At 71.7% G+C, this 20,171-nt stretch carries 20 protein-coding genes; 16 read left to right on the top strand and 4 right to left on the bottom strand.

The window, feature by feature from the left end; all coding sequences use genetic code 11:
- The first annotated feature begins 77 nt into the window (after positions 1-77).
- The 9 genes from FHX75_RS28905 to FHX75_RS28865 all read left to right on the top strand — a co-directional run bounded on the left by FHX75_RS28905 (position 78) and on the right by FHX75_RS28865 (position 7,723).
- On the top strand, positions 78-887 hold the full coding sequence (locus tag FHX75_RS28905; protein WP_425463543.1) for a helix-turn-helix transcriptional regulator: 810 nt from the start codon (positions 78-80) through the stop codon (positions 885-887).
- Complete coding sequence (gene sufB / locus FHX75_RS28900) at positions 884-2,314, top strand: Fe-S cluster assembly protein SufB (protein WP_154943632.1); 1,431 nt, start codon at positions 884-886, stop codon at positions 2,312-2,314. The genes FHX75_RS28905 and sufB overlap by 4 nt, the downstream gene beginning before the upstream one ends.
- Before the next feature lie 88 nt (positions 2,315-2,402).
- A complete protein-coding gene (gene sufD, locus FHX75_RS28895) occupies positions 2,403-3,545 on the top strand; it encodes a Fe-S cluster assembly protein SufD (RefSeq protein ID WP_154943630.1) in 1,143 nt (380 codons plus the stop codon).
- The gene (locus FHX75_RS28890) at positions 3,545-3,871 is read left to right on the top strand and encodes a non-heme iron oxygenase ferredoxin subunit (protein ID WP_154943628.1); all 327 of its coding nucleotides are present in this window, start codon (positions 3,545-3,547) and stop codon (positions 3,869-3,871) included. The genes sufD and FHX75_RS28890 overlap by 1 nt, the downstream gene beginning before the upstream one ends.
- The gene (gene sufC, locus FHX75_RS28885) at positions 3,871-4,644 is read left to right on the top strand and encodes a Fe-S cluster assembly ATPase SufC (RefSeq protein ID WP_154943626.1); all 774 of its coding nucleotides are present in this window, start codon (positions 3,871-3,873) and stop codon (positions 4,642-4,644) included. Before FHX75_RS28890 ends, sufC begins: the two co-directional genes overlap by 1 nt.
- A gap of 20 nt (positions 4,645-4,664) precedes the next feature.
- Complete coding sequence (locus FHX75_RS28880; protein WP_154943624.1) at positions 4,665-5,969, top strand: cysteine desulfurase; 1,305 nt, start codon at positions 4,665-4,667, stop codon at positions 5,967-5,969.
- Positions 5,969-6,442, top strand: a complete 474-nt coding sequence (gene sufU, locus FHX75_RS28875) for a Fe-S cluster assembly sulfur transfer protein SufU (RefSeq protein WP_154943622.1) — start codon at positions 5,969-5,971, stop codon at positions 6,440-6,442. The genes FHX75_RS28880 and sufU overlap by 1 nt, the downstream gene beginning before the upstream one ends.
- Positions 6,439-6,873: a metal-sulfur cluster assembly factor gene (locus FHX75_RS28870; RefSeq protein ID WP_154943620.1), complete on the top strand. Its 435-nt coding sequence runs from the start codon at positions 6,439-6,441 to the stop codon at positions 6,871-6,873. Before sufU ends, FHX75_RS28870 begins: the two co-directional genes overlap by 4 nt.
- Before the next feature lie 226 nt (positions 6,874-7,099).
- Positions 7,100-7,723, top strand: coding sequence for a LysE family transporter (locus FHX75_RS28865; RefSeq protein ID WP_154943618.1), 624 nt, complete (start codon positions 7,100-7,102; stop codon positions 7,721-7,723).
- Between the two features lie 10 nt (positions 7,724-7,733).
- On the opposite strand, the gene FHX75_RS28860 is transcribed toward FHX75_RS28865, so the two are convergent.
- Complete coding sequence (locus FHX75_RS28860; RefSeq protein ID WP_154943616.1) at positions 7,734-11,000, bottom strand: penicillin acylase family protein; 3,267 nt, start codon at positions 10,998-11,000, stop codon at positions 7,734-7,736.
- A 128-nt stretch (positions 11,001-11,128) separates the two neighbouring features.
- Here FHX75_RS28860 and FHX75_RS28855 point away from each other — a divergent pair, with 128 nt between their 5' ends.
- Positions 11,129-11,788: an acVLRF1 family peptidyl-tRNA hydrolase gene (locus FHX75_RS28855; RefSeq protein WP_154943614.1), complete on the top strand. Its 660-nt coding sequence runs from the start codon at positions 11,129-11,131 to the stop codon at positions 11,786-11,788.
- Between the two features lie 466 nt (positions 11,789-12,254).
- Here FHX75_RS28855 and FHX75_RS28850 read toward each other — a convergent pair whose 3' ends face one another.
- Positions 12,255-12,710, bottom strand: coding sequence for a VOC family protein (locus FHX75_RS28850; protein ID WP_154943612.1), 456 nt, complete (start codon positions 12,708-12,710; stop codon positions 12,255-12,257).
- 179 nt (positions 12,711-12,889) lie between these two features.
- On the opposite strand from FHX75_RS28850, the gene FHX75_RS28845 reads away from it, so the two are divergent.
- Entirely contained in the window at positions 12,890-13,780 is an 891-nt protein-coding gene (locus tag FHX75_RS28845; RefSeq protein ID WP_154943610.1) for a helix-turn-helix transcriptional regulator, read from the top strand.
- A 122-nt stretch (positions 13,781-13,902) separates the two neighbouring features.
- Positions 13,903-14,568: a TMEM175 family protein gene (locus FHX75_RS28840; protein ID WP_170285502.1), complete on the top strand. Its 666-nt coding sequence runs from the start codon at positions 13,903-13,905 to the stop codon at positions 14,566-14,568.
- A gap of 113 nt (positions 14,569-14,681) precedes the next feature.
- Here FHX75_RS28840 and ypfJ read toward each other — a convergent pair whose 3' ends face one another.
- Positions 14,682-15,596 carry a KPN_02809 family neutral zinc metallopeptidase gene (gene ypfJ, locus FHX75_RS28835; RefSeq protein ID WP_154943928.1) on the bottom strand — a complete coding sequence of 305 codons (915 nt, stop codon included), beginning with the start codon at positions 15,594-15,596 and terminating at the stop codon, positions 14,682-14,684.
- 244 nt (positions 15,597-15,840) lie between these two features.
- Here ypfJ and FHX75_RS28830 point away from each other — a divergent pair, with 244 nt between their 5' ends.
- On the top strand, positions 15,841-17,445 hold the full coding sequence (locus tag FHX75_RS28830; protein WP_154943606.1) for an ABC-F family ATP-binding cassette domain-containing protein: 1,605 nt from the start codon (positions 15,841-15,843) through the stop codon (positions 17,443-17,445).
- A gap of 143 nt (positions 17,446-17,588) precedes the next feature.
- Here FHX75_RS28830 and FHX75_RS28825 read toward each other — a convergent pair whose 3' ends face one another.
- A complete protein-coding gene (locus FHX75_RS28825; protein WP_246158802.1) occupies positions 17,589-18,191 on the bottom strand; it encodes a cadmium resistance transporter in 603 nt (200 codons plus the stop codon).
- A 210-nt stretch (positions 18,192-18,401) separates the two neighbouring features.
- Between FHX75_RS28825 and FHX75_RS28820 the strand changes: the two genes are divergently transcribed.
- From FHX75_RS28820 to FHX75_RS28810, 3 genes are all read left to right on the top strand, one after another.
- A complete protein-coding gene (locus FHX75_RS28820) occupies positions 18,402-18,629 on the top strand; it encodes a helix-turn-helix domain-containing protein (protein WP_007462679.1) in 228 nt (75 codons plus the stop codon).
- Between the two features lie 46 nt (positions 18,630-18,675).
- Positions 18,676-19,443 carry an enoyl-CoA hydratase/isomerase family protein gene (locus tag FHX75_RS28815; protein WP_154943602.1) on the top strand — a complete coding sequence of 256 codons (768 nt, stop codon included), beginning with the start codon at positions 18,676-18,678 and terminating at the stop codon, positions 19,441-19,443.
- A gap of 114 nt (positions 19,444-19,557) precedes the next feature.
- Positions 19,558-20,171: ABC transporter transmembrane domain-containing protein (locus FHX75_RS28810; RefSeq protein WP_246158822.1), on the top strand; the 614-nt coding region annotated here is incomplete at its 3' end.

Genomic DNA, 20,171 nt, shown 5'->3' with positions numbered 1-20,171 from the left:
GACTCCGCCGGCCCGGTGTCAGGGATCACCGGGGGCCGGGTTTGCGGGCCTCCGGCGAATTACGTAACGTTGGCGTTGTGAAAAACGCGGCGGCGCTCTCCGAGCAGCAGCCGGCGACCGGGACGGTCGTCGGCGGCGGCTCCAGGTCGCGGCGCGGCGTCAGACGCGCCGAGCTGGAGTTGTCGCAGGCCGCGTCCACCGATCTTTCCACCTCCACCCGGGACCGGGTCACCCAGCTGCTGCTGGAGCGGGGGGCGACCACCGCCGCCCAGCTCGGCTCGGCGCTGGGGCTCAGCCCGGCCGCGATCCGCCGGCACCTCGACGCGATGCTCGCCGACGGTGACGTGGTCGCCCGCGAGCAGGCCGTGCGCGGCAGCCGCGGGCGCGGTCGCCCGGCGAAGGTCTTCCTGCTGACCGAGGCCGCCCGGGTCCGCTGCGGCACCCACCACTACGACAACATGGCCACCGCCGCGCTGCGCTGGATCGCCCGCAACGGCGGTTCGTCGGCGGTCGAGGCGTTCGCCGCCGACCAGGTCGCCGCGTTGGAGGCCCGCTGCCGGGCCGCCATGGAGGACGCCGGGGACGACCCGCTCGCGCGGGCGGAGGCGCTCGCGAGCGCCCTCACCGCCGAGGGATACGCTGCCAACGCGTCCACGATCGCCTCCGGCGGCCAGCTGTGTCAGCACCACTGCCCGGTGGCGCACGTGGCCGCCGAGTTCCCCCAACTGTGCGAGGCCGAGACCGCGGTGATCTCCCGTCTGGTCGGCACCCACGTACAGCGCCTGGCCACCATCGCGCACGGCGACGGGGTGTGCACCACGCACATTCCGGCTCAGCCGCGTGCCCAGTCCGGTAACACCGTCACCACTGTGAGGACAGATAGATGACCGAGCAGATCGTCCAGCCCCTGACCCAGGATGAGCAGCTCGCCGCCCTGGGTAACTACGAGTACGGCTGGGCCGACCCCGACGTCGCCGGGTCGGTCGCCCAGCGCGGTCTCAGCGAGGCGGTGGTGCGGGACATCTCGGCCAAGAAGAACGAGCCGGCCTGGATGCTGGACCTGCGCCTGAAGGGCCTGCGGCTGTTCGGCCGCAAGCCGATGCCGGCCTGGGGCGCGGACCTCACCGGGATCGACTTCGACAACATCAAGTACTTCGTCCGCTCCACGGAGAAGCAGGCCGCCAACTGGGAGGACCTGCCCGAGGACATCAAGAACACCTACGACCGGCTGGGCATCCCCGAGGCGGAGAAGCAGCGCCTGGTCGCCGGCGTCGCGGCGCAGTACGAGTCCGAGGTCGTCTACCACAAGATCCGTGAGGACCTCGAGGAGCAGGGTGTCCTCTTCCTGGACACCGACACCGCGCTGCGCGAGCACGAGGACGTCTTCAAGGAGTACTTCGGCACGGTGATCCCGGTCGGCGACAACAAGTTCGCCGCCCTGAACACCTCCGTCTGGTCCGGCGGCTCGTTCATCTACGTGCCGAAGGGTGTGCACGTGGAGATCCCGCTGCAGGCCTACTTCCGGATCAACACGGAGAACATGGGCCAGTTCGAGCGGACGCTGATCATCGTCGACGAGGGCGCGTACGTGCACTACGTCGAGGGCTGCACCGCGCCGATCTACTCCTCCGACTCGCTGCACAGCGCGGTGGTGGAGATCATCGTCAAGAAGAACGCCCGCTGCCGTTACACGACCATCCAGAACTGGTCGAACAACGTCTACAACCTGGTCACCAAGCGCGCCGTCTGCCACGAGGGCGCGACCATGGAGTGGGTCGACGGCAACATCGGCTCCAAGGTGACCATGAAGTACCCGGCGGTCTACATGACCGGCGAGCACGCCAAGGGCGAGGTGCTCTCGGTGGCGATGGCCGGCGAGGGCCAGCACCAGGACGCCGGCGCCAAGATGGTGCACGCCGCGCCGCACACCTCCTCCACCATCGTGTCCAAGTCGATCGCCCGGGGCGGCGGCCGCACCTCGTATCGGGGCCTGGTCCAGGTGCTGGAGGGCTCGCACCACAGCCGGAGCACCGTCAAGTGCGACGCGCTGCTGGTCGACACCATCTCCCGCTCGGACACCTACCCCTACGTCGACATCCGCGAGGACGACGTGGCGATGGGGCACGAGGCGACCGTCTCCAAGATCAGCGACGACCAGCTCTTCTACCTGATGAGCCGCGGTCTGAGCGAGGACGAGGCGATGGCGATGATCGTGCGTGGCTTCATCGAGCCGATCGCCAAGGAGCTCCCGATGGAGTACGCCCTGGAGCTCAACCGCCTGATCGAACTCCAGATGGAGGGCGCGGTCGGCTGACGCCCGCCCGCGTTGCGGCGGGCCGCGCCCGGCCCGGCCCGCCGTCCGGTTCAACTGACATCGTCGTCGCAGACAGACCAAGGAAGAGATGACTACCCAGGCTTCCGCGCCGCCCAGCACCAAGACGCAGGCGCTCCGCTCGTACGACGTCGCCGACTTCCCGGCCCTCACCGGCCTGGAGGAGGAGTGGCGTTTCACCCCGCTCAAGCGCCTGCGCGGGCTGGTCGGCGGGGCGCAGGCCGCCACCGCCACGGTCCGGCACGAGTACGGCGACCTGCCCGAGGGCGTCACCGTCGGGCGGATCGGCGCGGACGACCCGCGGGTGGGCAGCGTGCTCACCCCGGTCGACCGGGTCAGCGCCCTGGGGTACGGCGGCGCGGGTGACGCGCTGCTGGTGGAGGTCGCCCGGGACGCCGTGGTCGGCGCGCCGGTGACCCTGCGGGTGGTCGGCGACGGCGCCGAGGGGCTGGCCTTCGGGCACACCTTCGTCGACGTGGGCCGGTTCGCCGAGGTCACCCTGGTGCTGGAGCACGTCGGCTCGGCCACCCTGGCCGACAACGTCGAGGTGTCGGTGGCCGAGGGCGCGAAGCTGATCCTGGTCACCGTCGCCGACTGGGCCGCCGACGCGGTGCAGGCCCAGCACCTCAAGGTCAAGCTGGGCCGCGACGCCAAGGTCACGCACATCCAGGTCAGCCTCGGCGGCGACCTGGTCCGGCAGTACACCTCGGTGGAGTACACCGGCCGGGGCGGCGAGGCCGAGCTGTACGGCGTCTACTTCGCCGACGGCGGCCAGCACCTGGAGCACCGCCAGCTGGTCGACCACAACGTGCCGGACTGCCGCAGCTACGTCGGCTACCGGGGCGCCCTGCAGGGCGACGACGCGCACACCGTCTGGGTGGGCGACGTGCTGATTCGCGCGGAGGCGACCGGCACCGACACGTACGAGATCAACCGGAACCTGCTGCTCTCCGACGGCGCGCGGGCGGACTCCGTACCCAACCTGGAGATCGAGACCGGCGAGATCGCCGGCGCCGGCCACGCGAGCGCGACCGGCCGCTTCGACGACGAGCAGCTGTTCTACCTGATGGCCCGGGGCATCCCGGAGGGCGAGGCCCGTCGCCTGGTGGTGCGCGGCTTCTTCGCCGAGCTGATCAACAAGATCCCGGTCGAGGAGCTGCGCGAGCGGCTCGGCGACGCGATCGAGGCCCGGCTGGCCAAGGCGGGCGCCTGATGATCAAGATCTGCTCGACCGAGGACGTGCCGAAGGGGACCGCGATCAGCGCGGACGTCGACGGCGTCCAGATCGCGGTCGTGCACGGCGAGGACGACACCTTCTACGCCGTCCACGACGAGTGCTCGCACGCCTCGGTCGCCCTCTCCGAGGGTGAGGTCGAGGGGTGCACGCTGGAATGCTGGCTGCACGGATCCCGTTTCGACCTGCGGACGGGCGAGCCCACCGGGCTGCCCGCCACCGAACCCGTCCCCGTCTATCCCGTCGAAGTCCGCGACGGCGACATCTACGTCAGCCTGACGCCGAGCAATGGAGTGACCCGATAATGAGCACCCTGGAGATCCGCGACCTGAAGGTGTCGGTCAAGCTGCCCGAGGGTGAGCTCAAGCCGATCCTGGCCGGTGTCGACCTGACCGTCCGCTCGGGTGAGACGCACGCGATCATGGGGCCGAACGGTTCCGGCAAGTCCACCCTGGCGTACTCGATCGCCGGCCACCCCAAGTACGAGATCACCGGCGGCTCGGTGACCCTCGACGGCGAGGACGTGCTGGCCATGTCCGTCGACGAGCGGGCCCGCGCCGGCCTCTTCCTGGCCATGCAGTACCCGGTCGAGGTCCCCGGCGTCTCGGTGGCCAACTTCCTGCGTACCGCCAAGACCGCCATCGACGGCGAGGCGCCGAAGCTGCGCACCTGGGGCGGCGAGCTGCGCGGCGCCATGGAGCGCCTCCAGATGGACCCGGCGTTCGCCCAGCGCAACGTCAACGAGGGCTTCTCCGGCGGTGAGAAGAAGCGGCACGAGATCGTGCAGCTGGAGCTGCTCAAGCCGAAGATCGCCATCCTCGACGAGACCGACTCCGGCCTCGACGTGGACGCGCTGCGCGTGGTCAGCGAGGGCGTGAACCGGGTCCGGGACACCGGCGACACCGGCGTGCTGCTGATCACCCACTACACCCGCATCCTGCGCTACATCAAGCCGGACTTCGTGCACGTCTTCGTCGCCGGCCGGATCGTCGAGCAGGGCGGGCCGGAGCTGGCCGACAAGCTCGAGGCCGGGGGCTACGAGCGGTACGCGGCCGGGGCCGGTTCGGCGCGGGCCTGACACGACAGGGGCTGGCTGAGATGACCACCATCGCGATCCCGTCCGGGATGCCGCAGTACGACGACGTGCCACGCTTCGACGTGGCAGGAGTGCGCGCCGACTTCCCGATCCTGGACCGGGAGATCAACGGGCACCGGCTGGTCTATCTCGACAGCGCCAACACCTCGCACAAGCCGCGTCAGGTGCTCGACGTGCTCGCCGAGCACTACGCGATGCACAACGCCAACGTGTCGCGCTCGGTGCACACCCTGGGCACCGAGGCGACCGAGGCGTACGAGGGGGCGCGGGCGAAGATCGCCGCGTTCATCAACGCGCCGAGCGTGGACGAGGTGGTGTTCACCAAGAACTCCACCGAGGCGATCAACATCGTGGCGTACGCGTTCTCCAACGCCTCGCTGCGGGCCGACGCCGACCCCCGGTTCCGGCTCGGCCCGGGCGACGAGGTGGTGATCTCCGAGATGGAGCACCACTCGAACATCGTCCCGTGGCAGCTGCTCTGCGAGCGCACCGGCGCGACCCTGCGCTGGTTCCCGGTCACCGACAACGGGCGGCTGGACGAGTCGGGGCTGGAGGAGCTGGTCACCGAGCGGACGAAGATCGTCTCGCTGGTGCACATGTCCAACATCCTCGGCACGGTCAACGCCACCTCCCGGATCACCCAGCGGGTCCGTGAGGTGGGTGCGCTGCTGCTGCTCGACTGCTCGCAGTCGGTGCCGCACATGCCGATGGACGTGGTCGACTACGACGCCGACTTCATCGTCTTCACCGGCCACAAGATGTGCGGCCCGACCGGCATCGGCGTGCTCTGGGGCCGGGGCGAGCTGCTCGCCGCGATGCCCCCGGTGCTCGGCGGCGGGTCGATGATCGAGACTGTGTCGATGGCGGGCTCGACGTTCGCCGCGCCGCCGGCCCGGTTCGAGGCCGGCACCCCGCCGATCGCCGAGGCGGTCGCGCTCGGCGCGGCGGTGGACTACCTCACCGGCATCGGGATGCGCGCCATCCAGTGGCACGAGAAGCAGCTGACGGCGTACGCGCTGGACGCCCTCGCCACCGTGCCGGGGCTGCGGATCTTCGGACCGACGGTGCCGGTCGGCCGGGGTGGGACGATCTCGTTCGCGCTCGGTGACATCCACCCGCACGACGTGGGGCAGGTCCTCGACTCGCTCGGCGTGCAGGTGCGGGTGGGGCATCACTGCGCGAAGCCGGTGTGCACCCGGTTCGGCGTTCCGGCCATGACGCGGGCGTCGTTCTACCTGTACACCACCACGGAGGAGATCGACGCCCTGGTGGCGGGGCTCGAGCAGGCGCGGAAGGTGTTCGACTGATGCAGCTCGACCAGCTCTACCAGGAGATCATCCTGGACCACTACAAGCACCCGCACGGGCGTGGCCTGCGCGACGCCGACCCGGACGCCCGGGTCGCCGAGGCGCACCACGTCAACCCGACCTGCGGTGACGAGATCACCGTCCGGGTGGCCACCGACGGCGACACCCTCGACGACATCTCGTACGACGGGATGGGCTGCTCGATCAGCCAGGCGTCGGCGAGCGTGCTGCACGAGCTGCTGCGCGGTCGGGGTGCGGGTGAGGCGTTCGCCGTGCACGAGGCGTTCGTCGAGTTGATGTCCGGGCGTGGCCAGGTCACGCCGGACGAGGACGTACTCGGTGACGGGGTGGCTTTCGCGGGCGTCGCCCGCTACCCCGCCCGGGTCAAGTGCGCGCTGCTGCCGTGGATGGCGTTCAAGGACGCCGCGGCACGCGCCGGCGTGGGCGTGAGCCCGACGGAGGTGAAGGCATGAACAGCGAGGACACCGCCACCGCGGCGACGCCGGAGGCCGGTGACGCCGCCACGACGCCGGCGACCGGTGCCGTGGCGACCGACGGCGCTCCGACGCCGGCGGGCGGCAAGGCCGCCCTCGCCGACATCGAGGAGGCGATGAAGGACGTCGTCGACCCGGAGCTCGGCATCAACGTGGTCGACCTAGGCCTGGTGTACGGCGTGCACGTCGACGACGAGAACGTGGCGACGCTGGACATGACGCTCACCTCGGCGGCCTGCCCGCTCACCGACGTGATCGAGGACCAGGCCCGGCAGGCGCTGACCACCGGCCCCGGCGGGGGACTGGTCAACGACATCCGGATCAACTGGGTCTGGCTGCCGCCGTGGGGTCCCGACAAGATCACCGACGAGGGGCGCGACCAGCTCCGCTCGCTCGGCTTCAACGTCTGACCGACCGCGCCGGCTGGCCGGACGAAAGGCCCCGACCTCAGGTCGGGGCCTTTGTCGTACGCGCGGCCCGCACCGACGGATAACCGGTGGCGTGCCCGGACGGCGTCCGGCGACAATCGCTGCGTGATCGAGTCGAAGTCGTCCCGCACCGTCCCTGTCGCCGCGGCCATCGCCGCCGGGCGACAGCGGCCGGTGCCGCGGCGGCTGCGACCCGGTACCCGCCGCCATGGGTGACGCGCTGCTCGCCGGCCTGCTCGCCGGCTACGGGGTGGCGGTGCCGGTCGGGGCGATCGCCATCGTGGTCATCGGGCTCACCGCCCGTACCTCGTTGCGGGTCGGCGCCGCCGCCGCCCTCGGGGTGGCCGCGGCGGACGGCCTCTACGCCGCGCTGGCCGTGCTCGGCGGCGCGGCCCTCGCCGGCCTGGTGCGCCCGGTGGCGACCCCGTTGCGCTGGGCGGCCGTCGTGATCCTGCTCTTCCTCGCCGGGCAGCTCGCCGTGGGCGCGCTGCGCCGGCACCGTCGCCCGCCCGGCCCGGCGCGGGCCGAGCGGGGTCTGGCCACGCCCGGCCGGGCCTTCGCCGGGCTGCTGGCGCTCACCCTGCTCAACCCGATGACCATCGTCTACTTCGTGGCCCTGGTGATCGGCCGGCAGGCGTCCGGTGGGTGGACGCCCGCCGGCCAGGTGGTCTTCGTGGCCGCGGCGTTCGCCGCCTCGGCGAGCTGGCAACTGCTGGTCGCCGGCGGCGGCTCGCTGCTCGGCCGGCTGCTCACCTCCGACCGTGGCCGGCTGGTCACCGCGCTGCTGGCCAGCGCGCTGATCGTGCTGCTGGCGCTGCGGATGGTCTGGTGAGCCGGCCGGCTCAGTGCGGGTACACCTCCAGTTCCCAGAGCGAGAAGCCGTAGGACGTGGCCCGGGTCAGCCCGACCATCCGCACGTAGCGGGCACTTGTCGTGGCGAACCGGTTGTTGTCGGTGCCGCCGTCCCCGGCGGTGGTGGACCAGACCGTCCGCCAGGCGACGCCGTCGGTGGAGACGTCGATCCGGTACGACCGGGCGTGCGCCGCCTCCCAGCGCAGCACCGCGCGGGCCACCGGCCGGACCGCGCCGAGGTCCACGGTGATCGACTGGTTGTCCGACCAGCCGCTCGACCACCGGGTGCCCCGATCGCCGTCCACCGCCCGGCTGGCCGGGAGGAAGAGCTGGCTGCTGGAGGCGGTGACCGGGCGGCCGGCGGCCAGGTTGGTCAGGTCGTCGCCGCGGCGGGCCGGGAACGACACCACCTGCTGGTAGGTCGGCCGGTTCTGCCAGGCGATGACGGGCTGCTTCAGCCCGCCGAGCGGGGACTGGACGATGGCGTCGGCGCACCACTGGTCGCCGGCCGCGCAGCTCGCGTCGCCGGGATAGACCTCGGTCGCCGGTCGGGCGGCGGCGCTGCGCAGCGTGTCCAGCAGGATCTGCCGGCAGGCGGCGAGGTCGCCGCCGCCGCAGTACCGGCGGTCCGACCCGCCGGGCACCGGCTCGCCCAGCACGGCGCGCAGGTCGGTGTCGACGTACCCCCACCAGCCGTACTGGAACGACGAGCCCTTGTGTCCCTGCGCCTCGTTGGCCGAGGTGGGCAGGGTGGACTCGTCGCCGCGCTGCTGCCCGGACGGCGACTCGTTGATCTGCATCGCGTTGACCAGCGCCTGGTACAGCTCCGGGCCCAGGGGCGCCTTGAACTGGCCGTTGACCAGCAGCGGCCACCAGGCGTCGAAGATCCGGATCGCGTCCGCGTGCCGGTACACCTTGCTGCCGGGGGCCGTCTCGACCCGCAGTGCGCCGTCGGCGCGCCAGGCCCGGAGCTTGCCCACCACGGCGGCCAGGTCGGCGTCGGTGACCGGCTGGCTCTCCAGCACCCGGATCAGCTCGTCGAGCACCTCGGCGCCGCGCAGGTCGGTCAGGCCGGCCCGCTCGACCAGCGAGGTCAGCGTGGCCCGGTCGAAGGTGCGCCCGTCCGCCAGCGCCGCCCGGATCGGCCGGTCCAGCAGGTTCGCCCGGTGCACCGGGCCGAAGCTGAAGTTGCCGTCGGCGGCGCCGAAGTCCTTGGCCTGCTTGTTGTTCCAGCTCACGTAGTAGTCCTGGTCCACCGAGTACGGCTGCTCGGCCAGGGGCTGGTACGCGGCGGTGTTGGCGACCGGGTCGAAGTCGCGCCACTCGTACGCCGGGTCGGCCTTCATCGGCAGGTTCGGGTCGGACCCGGCCGCGCGCACCGGGTTGAGCCCCGAGTTGGCGTACGCCGACTCGGTGGAGTTGACGTAGAACCAGTTGAACGCGTACCCGATGGTGCCGGCGGACTCGCGGAAGGCCGCGGCGTCGCCCATCGCGGCCGGGTCGTTGAACATCTGGAAGCCGATCGCCGAGTCCGCCTCGTGCCGGTAGGTGGAGCGCAGGTGGGTGAAGGCGTGCGGCTGGCCGCCCACGGTGCCCCGCCAGGCGACCAGGCCGAGCGCGGTGCGCCGGGCGACCAGCCGGTACGACCCGGCGGCGGTGCCGTCGGCGAGGGTCGGCCGCCAGGCGTTGACGTGCGAGATCTCCTCCATCGGCTGGCACCGGCCCCGGTAGCGGTAGTGGTTGCTGGCCAGGGTGGGTGCGCTGCCGTCCACCGTGCACAGCGGCAGCGCGTAGGTGTCGGTGATGTCGTGGGCCGACGAGGTGGCGCTCCAGGCGTAGTCCTGGCCCCGGCCCAGCAGCACGTAGAGGTTGAGCCCGGCGAAGGCGGCGCCGCGCGCGCTGATCCCCGGCCCCTGCAACTCCTGCACCATCAGCAGCTGGGGTGAGAAGTAGCCGGTCTGCGGGCCGAACACGGCGATCGGGTGGCCGGTGGCGGAGTGCTCGGCCGAGATCACCGCCGCGTTCGACATGCCCCGGTTGGCCCGGCCGATGGTCAGCCCGGACAGTGCGGCGGCCAGCTCGGACGGTCCACCGGCGGCGGCGCCGGTGGCCGCACCGGTGGCGTCGCTGACGACGGGTTCCACCCGGGCCGAGCCGCCGTCCGGCAGCACCACGCTGGCCGCGTTCGCGGGGGCGCCACCGTACGGGAAGCTCTGCCCGTCGTGCAGGGTCAGCACCGTCTCCGGGTTCTCCTGGCTGCGGAAGGCGGTCCAGACCCGGTCACCCTCGACCACGCCGTAGCGGGCCCGCGCGGCCAGCCGGACCAGCGCCGACTGCATCTCGTTGCCGCCCCCGCCGCCGAACAGCCCGCCCACCACGCCGGCGATGGCGATCAGGTCGGTCATCCGGAACGGCTCGGGCCCGCCGGCGTTGGTGACCGCGTCCAGGTGCCCGGTGAGCACGTACTCGCCGGGGCAGTTGCGGTGCGCCATGCAGTGCCCGATGTAGGCGTTGATACCGGCGATGTACTCCTGCACGTCGGCGTAGAGCTGCTCGCCCCGCGGGCCTTTGCGCCGCAGCGCCTCCACCTGCGCCGCCAGGTCCGCCTCGGTGTACGGCGAGTTGCGCCAGACGCTCTGCTCCAGCGCGCGGTTGCCGGGCGCGCCACCGGCGAACGGGGTGAGGGTGCCCCGCCCGACGTGGCGCAGCAGGTCGATGGTGAACAGCCGGTCCTCGGCGCCGGCGTAGCCGGCCCCGAACATGGTGCCGCCGCGGGTGCTGCCGGTGACGTGCGGGACGCCGGTCGCCCGGTCGCGCACGATGGTCACGTCGGCGCGCGGCGAGTAGCTGCGCTCGACCTGATCGGCCGGCACGCCGAAGCCGGCGTCGTTGAAGAACGCGCCGAGCTGGTCCTCGCGCAGCCCCGCGTAGCCGTAGACCAGGTCGGCGTACCGGCCGAGCTGGTCACCGGCGTGCCGGGGCAGGGTGCCGAGGGCCTGGTTGGCGAGCACCTCGACGAGGGTGGCGTTGCCGTTCTGCCCCGGCGGCAGGATGTCCGAGCACTCGCCGAGACAGTGGTCGCCCGCGGCGAAACTGCTGGTGGTGGCGGTGGTGGCGGCGGTCGCGGCCGCGGCGGGGGCGGTGGGGGAGACGGGGAGCAGGGCCGCCACGGTGACCGTTGCCGCGGCGGCGGCGGTCAGCCGGCGGGCGACGGGGCGGCGGGCGGGGTGCGGTGGGACGGGACCGCGTGGCTGCATGGGTACCTCGCAGACGGAGGGTGGATCCGAGAAACATTCGGTTACCGGATGGTAAGCGTTCATCGATGCCCATGAAAGGCCCGGAGTGGGGCGCCGCCCGTGGTCCGGCAATTCGGTACCGTTCGGCCATGACCAGTCGACCCGCAGCCGGGGGTGGCCGGTGGGTCGAGGTCGACCCGACCCGCGTCGCCCGCTGGGTCGAGGGCTTCGCCGACCGGCACGGCCCGCCCACCACCACCGTCGCCGGGTACGGCCTGCTGCTCGCCGCGCCGGACGGCGCGACCGCCGAGCTGCACACCCCGCCCGGGGCGCCGCCCACCCGGGACGTACCCGAATTCGTGGCCGCCGCGGCCGAGCCGCGCCGGATCGGCCTGCTGCTGGCCCGCAAGGGCGCGGTGGCGGTCGGCGTCGCGGTGGGCGAGGAGCTGGTGGTCTCCAAGGTGGACACCCGCTACGTGCAGGGCCGCACCGCCGCGGGCGGGTGGTCGCAGCAGCGCTTCGCCCGGCGGCGGGACAACCAGGCGAAGGCGGCCCTCGGCGACGCGGCCGAGCTGGCCGTACGGCTGCTGCTGCCGGAGGCGGCGACGCTGCGCGCGCTGGTCTGCGGCGGTGACCGGCGGGCCGTCGACACCGTGCTCGCCGACCGGCGGCTGGCCCCGCTCGCCGCGCTGCGGGCCGAGCGGCTGCTCGACGTCCCCGAGCCCCGGCACGCGGTGCTGGTCGCCGCGATCGCCGCGGCCCGCGCGGTGCGGATCCTGGTCCGCGACGCCGCACCCGACGCCGCCTGAACGGCTGCGGCCCGTCATTCCTCCGGCCTGAGCCTGTTTGGGTGTGCCGTGGCCTGGGTCGGTCCGGTTGCGGCGGGTCGTGCTTCCGCCCTGAGCCCGTTGCGACCCGTTGTGCGCCAGGCTCGACACTCGCTGCGGCGCGTCGTGTGCCAGCTTGAGCCCGCGGCGGCGCATCCTGCGTCCGGCCTGGGGCCTGTTGCAGAAGTTGATCCTGCTGGCTGATCGCATCGGTGATCTTCCGGTGGGTCGCGGTGATCTGACCGATGAGCAGTGGGGGTGTTGGAGCCGCTGCTTCGGAAGTCGAGCCGACCAGACGCGGCACCGGCCGGAGCAAGTTGAAGGGGGCGGATCTCCCGGGCGTCAGCAGGGGGCCTGGGGCCTGGATGACCTCGGCGTGCTGGCCCGTGAGCCGCGCGGCTGGAGAGGGGACGCCGACCACGGACCAGCACGCCAGCTGACGCGGGTGTCAGGCGATGACCTGGGCCAGTTCGATCAGGTTGCCCCACGGGTCGCTGAAGAACGCCAGTCGTCGGCTGATGGATTCCAGCTCGAAGGGCTCGCCGATGATCGTGACGCCGCGCCGCCGCAGTTCGGCCACGGTGTCGTCGACGCTGTCGACGGTCAGGCAGAAGTGGTGGTAGCCGGCGTGGACGAGGCTGGCGTCGACATCGTCGTAGATCACCTTGGGCTGCGGGTCGCCGCCGCCGAGGATCTCGACGAAGAAGGTGTCGTCGGTGGCCGGGCCGACGTAGGCCAGCTGAAGGTCGCCGTAGGGCCACTCGTGCAGAACCCGCCAGTCCAGCTTCTCGACGAACCACTTCTTGCTCGCCTCGAAGTCCGGCACGCGGATGGCGACGTGGTGGCCGATCATCGACGCGAACGGGGTCTTGTAGTTCTTGGGGGGAAGGGCCGGCATCGGCATGGTTGTGCTCCCTGGATCGTTGCTGTCCGCCGGATCGGGCGGGCTCGTCAATTGCAGCCGCTGCACCGGGTTGTCGACAGGTGCTGGCCGGCCCTCCTGTTCCTCGGTCTGCGCATCCTGGGTCTGTCAGGACCACCCAGCACCTGGTCGGCCTGCCGGACGCGACGGATACTTGGCTGATGCACCGAGGAGCCGAGCTGGGGGACTTTCTCCGGTCGCGTCGCGCCCGTCTGACTCCGCCGGACCTAGGGCTCGCCTGGCCCAACGGCGGTCGGCGGGTCCACGGCCTGCGCCGCGAGGAGGTCGCCCTGGCCGCCGGCGTGAGCGCCGACTACTACACCCGGCTTGAGCAGGGCCGCGCCCGAAACGTCTCGGACCAGGTTCTCGACGCTGTTGCGCGGGCGCTCCGGCTCGATGATCTTGAAACGCGGCACCTGTTCGCCCTCACCCGCCCGGCTGCGGCTGCCAGGCGGACGGCCCCAGAGCAGCCGCCGAAGCCACGCGCGGCCCTGCGGGCGATGCTCGACAGCCTCGATCCGACGCCGGCGATCATCCACGGCCCTCGACTTGAGGTGCTGGGCATCAACCGGATGGGCAAGGTCCTGCTGGACGACTTCGAAGCGATGCCGCTGCGAGAGCGGAACATGGCCCGCTGGACGTTCCTCGACCCACGCGCGCGTCGGGTCTACCGGGAGTGGGACGTGGTCGCACCGCAGATGGTGGCCATCCTGCGCCTCGCAGCAGGCCGTCACGCTGAGGATCCCGCGCTGGCCGAGCTCGTGGCCGAACTCACCGCCCGCTCCGACCAGTTCGCTCGCTGGTGGGCCGACCACCCGGTCTTTCAGCACACCCACGGGACGAAGCTGTTGCACCACGAACTCGTCGGCCCGATGACGATCAACTATCAATCGCTGGCCCTGCCTGCCGACCCGGGCCAGTCGCTGATCATCTACACCGCCGACACCGGCTCTCCGTCGGAGGAGAAGCTTCGACTGCTGTCGAGCTGGGCGAGCGGTCCCGGCGACCTGGCCACGGGCTCCGCGAGGCTGACCGCACTGCTGGAGGACTGACCTGCGGTGCGGCGGCCGCCCGACACTGCCTACTTCCATCCCAGGAACCTGCTCGGTGTGGCGTGGCCAACTCGTTGTGTTCCGGCCGCTAGCCTGCGGCAATGGCCGCACACGAGGGGGCCGTGCCGGCGGCGCAGGGCACGACGACGACCGACACCGACCGGATGACGGCGTTCAGCGACGGGGTGTTCGCGATCGTCATCACCCTCCTCGTGCTGGAACTTCGCCCACCGGCGTACAAATCCGGTGGGCTGCTCGACGCGCTCCTGCACGAGAAGGCCGCCTACCTCGCCTTCGTCATCTCGTTCGTCTACATCGGTGTGCTCTGGCTGAACCACCACGCGCTGCTGCTCCTGGTCGGCCGGACGAATCTCGCCCTCAACTGGATCAACCTCGCCCTCCTGCTCGGCGCCGTGATCATCCCGTTTCCCACCGCGGTGCTCGCGTCGGCATTCGCCCATGCGGGCGCCGCCGACCAGCGGGTGGCGGTGGTCCTGTACGCACTGTCCGCAGCGCTGATGTCGGTACCCTGGCTGGCCTTCTTCGCCTACCTGGAACGCCACCCCGCACTGCTGGCACCCGGGATCTCCACCGAGCACCTGCACGCCCAGCGGGCCCGCCCCATCACCGGCATCTTCCTCTACGGCAGCAGCGCGGCACTCGGCTGGTTCGTCAACCCCGTGGTGGGCCTGATCGGGATCATCGTCATGATCATCTATCACGCCGTCACGAGCCAGGGACTCAGGCGGCGCAGTAACCGGCGGCTGCCGGGTCGACGGCGAACCTGACTCGACCAAAGCCATGCTGGCCGGACGCGGCCGGAACCGGTGACCGGAAACGCGACGGCGGCCGGTGGGTGGGGAACCCACCGGCCGCCGCCGGGCACCTCGGACCGGGGCGCTCAGAGGCTGCCGCCGAAGGTGTCGCAGGACTTCGGGTCGCCGCTGTCGTAGCCGCGGCTGAACCACTCCTTGCGCTGCGCGGAGGAGCCGTGGGTGAACTCCTCGGGGTTCACCGGGCGGTTCGCCCGCTCCGAGATGGCGTCGTCGCCGATCTTCTCGGCGGTGTCGATCGCCTGCGCGATGTCCTGCTCGCTGACGCTCTTGAAGATCTTCTGGCCCTTCGCGTCGGCGGTGCCGGTGGCGTTCTTCGCCCAGGCGCCCGCGTAGCAGTCGGCCTGCAGCTCCAGCTTCACCGACAGCGCGTTGGCGTTGTCCGGGTCGCGCTGCTGCTGGCGGCGCATCTGCGCCTCGGTGCCGAGCAGGTCCTGCACGTGGTGGCCGTACTCGTGGGCGAGCACGTACGGCTGGGCGAACTCGCCCTCCGCGCCGAGCTGGTCGGCCAGCACCCGGTAGAAGGTCAGGTCGATGTAGACCAGGTCGTCGGCCGGGCAGTAGAACGGGCCCACGCCGGAGTCGGCCTGGCCGCAGCCGGTGTTCACGCCCTGGCTGAAGAAGACCGTCTTCGACGGCCGGTACTGCTCGCCGAACTTCTCCGGCAGCGCGGCCTGCCAGTACGCCTGGATCGAGTTGACGTACGCGGTGTTGCGGCAGTCCAGCTGCTGGAGCGCGTCGTCGGCCGAGCACTTCTGCTGCAGCGACGTGTTGTCACCCTGCTCATCCCCGCCGCCGTTGGTCGCGGCGTTCAACCCGAAGCCGCCGCCGACCAGCGCGACCAGTACGGCGATGATGATGCCGACGATCCCTCCGCGACCGCCGCCGATCGGGATGGGGATGCCCATCCCGCCGCCCCCGCCGGACCCTCGCCGATCGTCCACCTGACTGGTGTCGATCTGCGCGTTCTCGTTCAGCTCCATGTTGACCCCGATCACCGATTCATCACGTTTGGTGGTTGCGGTACCGGACCGGGTCCGGACGGCGTTTCGGTACCCGATGATCTTGCTCGGTAATCCGGGCGGGGCGCCGAAGCCGGCCCGGTACACTTGCCTCGTGCTGCTCTGCGAAGGCTGAACCGCCCCGCGCCGACGGTCCATCGGGCCCGCCGGCCGTTTCGCGTGCCCTGAGTCAGCCCTTCCAGACCCCGAGAGCGAGTACCGGAAAATGATCACTGCCACCGGCCTGGAGCTGCGTGCCGGCGCCCGGATCCTGCTGTCCGACACCACCCTGCGGGTGCAGCCCGGTGACCGGATCGGCCTCGTGGGCCGCAACGGCGCCGGCAAGACCACCACGCTGAAGGTGCTGGCGGGGGAGGGGCAGCCGTACGCCGGCCAGATCGACCGGCGCAGCGCGATCGGCTACCTGCCGCAGGACCCGCGTACCGGCGACCTGGAGGTCACCGGGCGGGACCGGGTGCTCTCCGCCCGGGGCCTGGACGTGCTCATGGCCCAGATGACGGAGATCGAGGCCAAGCTCGCCGACGGCGCCGACGACAAGCTGGTGCGCCGCTACGGCGCGCTGGAGGACCAGTTCGCCTCCCTCGGTGGGTACGCCGCCGAGGCCGAGGCGGCCCGGATCTGCGCCAACCTCGGGCTGCCCGACCGGGCGCTCGCCCAGACCATCGGCACCCTCTCCGGCGGCCAGCGCCGCCGCATCGAGCTGGCCCGGATCCTGTTCCGCGACGCCGGCGAGAACGGCGGCGGCATCCTGCTGCTCGACGAGCCGACCAACCACCTCGACGCCGACTCGATCACCTGGTTGCGCACCTTCCTCGCCAACCACAAGGGCGGCCTGATCGTCATCTCCCACGACGGCGCGCTGCTGGAGTCGGTGGTCAACAAGGTGTGGTTCCTCGACGCCACCCGCTCGGTGGTCGACGTCTACAACCTGGGGTGGAAGGCGTACCTGGAGGCGCGGGAGACCGACGAGCGGCGCCGCCGCCGCGAACGGGCCAACGCCGAGAAGAAGGCCGGCGCCCTGATGGCCCAGGCCGACAAGATGCGGGCCAAGGCCACCAAGACCGTCGCCGCGCAGAACATGGCCCGCCGCGCCGAGAAGCTGATCTCCGGCCTGGAGGAGGTACGCGTCTCCGACAAGGTGGCGAAGGTGCGCTTCCCCACCCCGGCGCCGTGCGGCAAGACCCCGCTGACCGCGACCGGCCTCTCCAAGTCGTACGGCTCGCTGGAGATCTTCACCGACGTGAACGTCGCGGTGGACCGTGGTTCCCGGGTCGCCATCCTGGGGCTCAACGGCGCCGGCAAGACCACCCTGCTGCGGATGCTCGGCGGCCTGCTCACGCCGGACACCGGCGAGGTGCACGCCGGGCACGGCCTGCGGCTGGGCTACTACGCCCAGGAGCACGAGACCCTGGACGTCGAGCGGACCGTGCTGGAGAACATGCGGGCCGCCGCCATCGAGCAGTCCGACACCGACCTGCGCAAGATCCTCGGTGCGTTCCTCTTCTCGGGAGAGGACGTGAACAAGCCGGCCGGGGTGCTCTCCGGCGGCGAGAAGACCCGGCTCGCCCTCTCCACGCTGGTCTGTTCCGGAGCCAACGTGCTGCTGCTGGACGAGCCGACCAACAACCTCGACCCGGTCAGCCGGGAACAGGTGCTCGACGCCATCGCCAACTACCCGGGCGCGATCGTGCTGGTCACCCACGACCCGGGCGCGGTGCTCGCGCTCAAGCCCGACCGCGCGATCCTGTTGCCCGACGGCGACGAGGACGCCTGGAGCGACGACCTGCTCGAACTGGTCGAACTGGCCTGACCGCCCGGTGCCGCTGTCGTCGCCCGCCAGCATGATCGACTCCATGACGGCGACGTGGCGGTGTCGGTGGCGTCCCGACCCCGCCACCTCGCCGTAACGGGGTCGATCACGCGGCCGGACGGGGCCGCGCCCGGCGGGAGGGCTCAGCTGGCCAGGTCGGCCAGGCGGGTCAGCACGCCGGAGGTGACCAGGATGACCAGGCCGACGCCGACGAAGATCGCCGGTACCAGCCAGTGGCCGACCCGGCCGACCAGCCGGACCACCCGGGGATGCCCGCCGAGCAGGGCGGCGACCGCGCACCAGAGCGCCACCAGGACGGCGAAGACCACCAGCCAGACCAGCCCGACCGCCGGCTCCAGCGAGCGGAACACCGGCACGTAGACGGCGATGTTGTCCGCGCCGTTGGCGATGGTCACGCCGGCCACCCCGAGCGCGCCGCCGACCACCGCCGGTGGCGCCTCGTCGTCGGTGCGCGCCAGCAGGGCCCGGATTCCGAGGCCGATCGGCAGCAGGCCGAGCAGGCCGGTCCACGGGTCGGGCACCACGAGCAGGCCCGCCGCGACCACCAGAGCGGTCGCGACCAGAGCGCCGATGCCCAGGTACTGGCCCGCCACGATCCGCCAGGGCCGGGGCCGGCCGGTGGCGCGGGCGGCCACGAAGAGCACGGTGAGCACGACGATGTCGTCCACGTTGGTCGCGGCGAACACCAGGGCCGCCCCGGCCGCGGCGGCGAGCAGGTCGGTCACGCCAGGCAGGGTACGGCGCGCACGGCGGACTCCGAACGGCCCGGGCGCGCACGTCCTGTGGGGCCGGTCGGAAGGATCACTCTATCGGGAAGCTGACATCGCATAGCGTGTCGGTTGGCGAAGAGTTGATATCTGGCGCATGATCGTTCGAGGCGGTCTAATAGGTGGGACCGTATCCGAACCGCACAGTCTGGGACGTGAGGAATCAGCATGGCAGCCACTGGCACAGCCACCAGCACTGAGAAGGGTCGCCGGATCGTCGGAGCCGAGCGTCAGACGCTCGCCAAGGACCTGGTAAAGCGGTACACCTCGGGTGAGAGCATCCGCGCGCTCGCGGCCTCGACCGGACGTTCCTACGGGTTCATCCACCGGGTGCTCACCGAGTCCGGCGTCCAGCTGCGGCAGCGCGGCGGCGCCCGGCGCCGCAAGAAGGCGTGACCCGCCCACCAGCGTCGTCCATCAGCGTCGTGTTCCGGGCCGTCCGGTGACCGCCGAGACGACCGGGGTACGACTTGACTGCGACGGGCCGGTGGCGACGGTGACGTTGTGCCGGCCCGACGTGCTCAACGCGCAGACCCCGGCGATGTGGCGCGCGATGAGCGACTTCTCGCGGGATCTCCCCGGCGACGTGCGCGTGGTCGTGGTGCGCGGCGAGGGGCGGTCCTTCTCCGCCGGCCTCGACCTGTCGGTGGCCGGCGCGTCCGGCCCGGGTTCGTTCGCCGAGCTGGCGACCCTGCCCGAGCAGGAGTGCGCCGACCGGATCGCCGAGTTCCAGGGCGGCTTCAGCTGGCTGCACCGCCCCGACGTGATCTCCGTGGCGGCCGTGCAGGGGCACGCCATCGGCGCCGGCTTCCAGTTGGCGCTCGCCTGCGACCTCCGGGTGCTCGCCGAGGACGCCAAGCTCTCCATGGCCGAGGTGACCCTGGGCCTGGTGCCCGACCTCGCCGGGACGAAGCGCCTCGTCGAGCTGGTCGGGTACTCGCGGGCCCTGGAGATCTGCGCGACCGGCCGGCGGATGGACGCCGCCGAGGCGGACCGGATCGGGCTGGCCACGCTGGTGGTGCCCACCGCCGACCTGGACGGCGCGGTACGCGACCTCACCGCCGGGCTGCTGGCCAACAACCGCGACGCGGTGGTCGAGATCAAGGCGTTGCTCGCCGGCGCGGCCGGCCGCTCACACGCCGACCAGCAGCGCGCCGAGCGGGAGGCGCAGACCCGCCGCCTGCGCGACCTCGCCGGACGGGGAGAATAGTAAGGACCGTTCGGGAAGATCCGGGTTACTACTGAGGTTGTCGTAGTCGTCGGGAGAATCGAACCCGACGGTGCGCGCTGCCGCAGATCCCGGAGGTGACCGATGTCCAACCCGATGTCCGGTGGGGGCATGGCCGGGTGGAGCATGCTCCGGTCGATGCGCAGCAGCGACGAGGTCTCCGCGCACCGGCTCAAGCGGGGCACCGCCCGGCGGATCGTCGCCTTCGCGGGGCCGTACCGGCGGGACATCGTCGTCTTCCTGATCACGGTGGTGATCGCCGCGATCATCGGGGTGGCCACCCCGGTGCTGGCCGGAAAGGTCATCAACGCCATCACCCGGGGCGGCGCCGAGGCCGGGGCGACCGTGGTCCGCCTGGCGCTGGTGATCGCCGCGCTGGCGGTCGCCGACGCCCTCTTCTCCCTCGCCCAGCGGTGGTACTCGGCCCGGATCGGCGAGGGGATCATCCTCGACCTGCGCACCCGGGTCTACGACCACGTGCAGCGGATGCCGTTGCAGTTCTTCACCCGCACCCAGACCGGCGCCCTGGTCAGCCGGCTCAACAACGACGTGATGGGCGCCCAGCGGGCGTTCACCTCCACCCTCTCCGGGGTGGTCAGCAACGTCATCCAGCTGGTGCTGACCGCCGGCGTGATGTTCACCCTCTCCTGGCAGATCACCACGCTCTCGCTGGTCCTGCTGCCGATCTTCATCATCCCGGCCCGGCGGGT

The sequence above is a fragment of the Micromonospora palomenae genome, assembly GCF_007829925.1.
Classification (GTDB): Bacteria; Actinomycetota; Actinomycetes; order Mycobacteriales; family Micromonosporaceae; genus Micromonospora; species Micromonospora purpureochromogenes.
Note: the sequence above shows the minus strand (reverse complement) of the source record. Positions and strands in the feature narration are given on the sequence as shown.

Excerpts from the sequence above, each read along its gene's own strand:
- FHX75_RS28865 (WP_154943618.1), top strand. The coding sequence starts at position 7,100 with ATGGGTGACGCGCTGCTCGCCGGCCTGCTCGCCGGCTACGGGGTGGCG.
- sufD (WP_154943630.1), top strand. The coding sequence starts at position 2,403 with ATGACTACCCAGGCTTCCGCGCCGCCCAGCACCAAGACGCAGGCGCTC.
- FHX75_RS28830 (WP_154943606.1), top strand. The coding sequence starts at position 15,841 with ATGATCACTGCCACCGGCCTGGAGCTGCGTGCCGGCGCCCGGATCCTG.
- FHX75_RS28860 (WP_154943616.1), bottom strand. The coding sequence starts at position 11,000 with ATGCAGCCACGCGGTCCCGTCCCACCGCACCCCGCCCGCCGCCCCGTC.
- sufB (WP_154943632.1), top strand. The coding sequence starts at position 884 with ATGACCGAGCAGATCGTCCAGCCCCTGACCCAGGATGAGCAGCTCGCC.
- FHX75_RS28880 (WP_154943624.1), top strand. The coding sequence starts at position 4,665 with ATGACCACCATCGCGATCCCGTCCGGGATGCCGCAGTACGACGACGTG.
- ypfJ (WP_154943928.1), bottom strand. The coding sequence starts at position 15,596 with ATGGAGCTGAACGAGAACGCGCAGATCGACACCAGTCAGGTGGACGAT.
- sufC (WP_154943626.1), top strand. The coding sequence starts at position 3,871 with ATGAGCACCCTGGAGATCCGCGACCTGAAGGTGTCGGTCAAGCTGCCC.
- sufU (WP_154943622.1), top strand. The coding sequence starts at position 5,969 with ATGCAGCTCGACCAGCTCTACCAGGAGATCATCCTGGACCACTACAAG.
- FHX75_RS28870 (WP_154943620.1), top strand. The coding sequence starts at position 6,439 with ATGAACAGCGAGGACACCGCCACCGCGGCGACGCCGGAGGCCGGTGAC.
- FHX75_RS28820 (WP_007462679.1), top strand. The coding sequence starts at position 18,402 with ATGGCAGCCACTGGCACAGCCACCAGCACTGAGAAGGGTCGCCGGATC.
- FHX75_RS28855 (WP_154943614.1), top strand. The coding sequence starts at position 11,129 with ATGACCAGTCGACCCGCAGCCGGGGGTGGCCGGTGGGTCGAGGTCGAC.
- FHX75_RS28890 (WP_154943628.1), top strand. The coding sequence starts at position 3,545 with ATGATCAAGATCTGCTCGACCGAGGACGTGCCGAAGGGGACCGCGATC.
- FHX75_RS28845 (WP_154943610.1), top strand. The coding sequence starts at position 12,890 with ATGCACCGAGGAGCCGAGCTGGGGGACTTTCTCCGGTCGCGTCGCGCC.
- FHX75_RS28850 (WP_154943612.1), bottom strand. The coding sequence starts at position 12,710 with ATGCCGATGCCGGCCCTTCCCCCCAAGAACTACAAGACCCCGTTCGCG.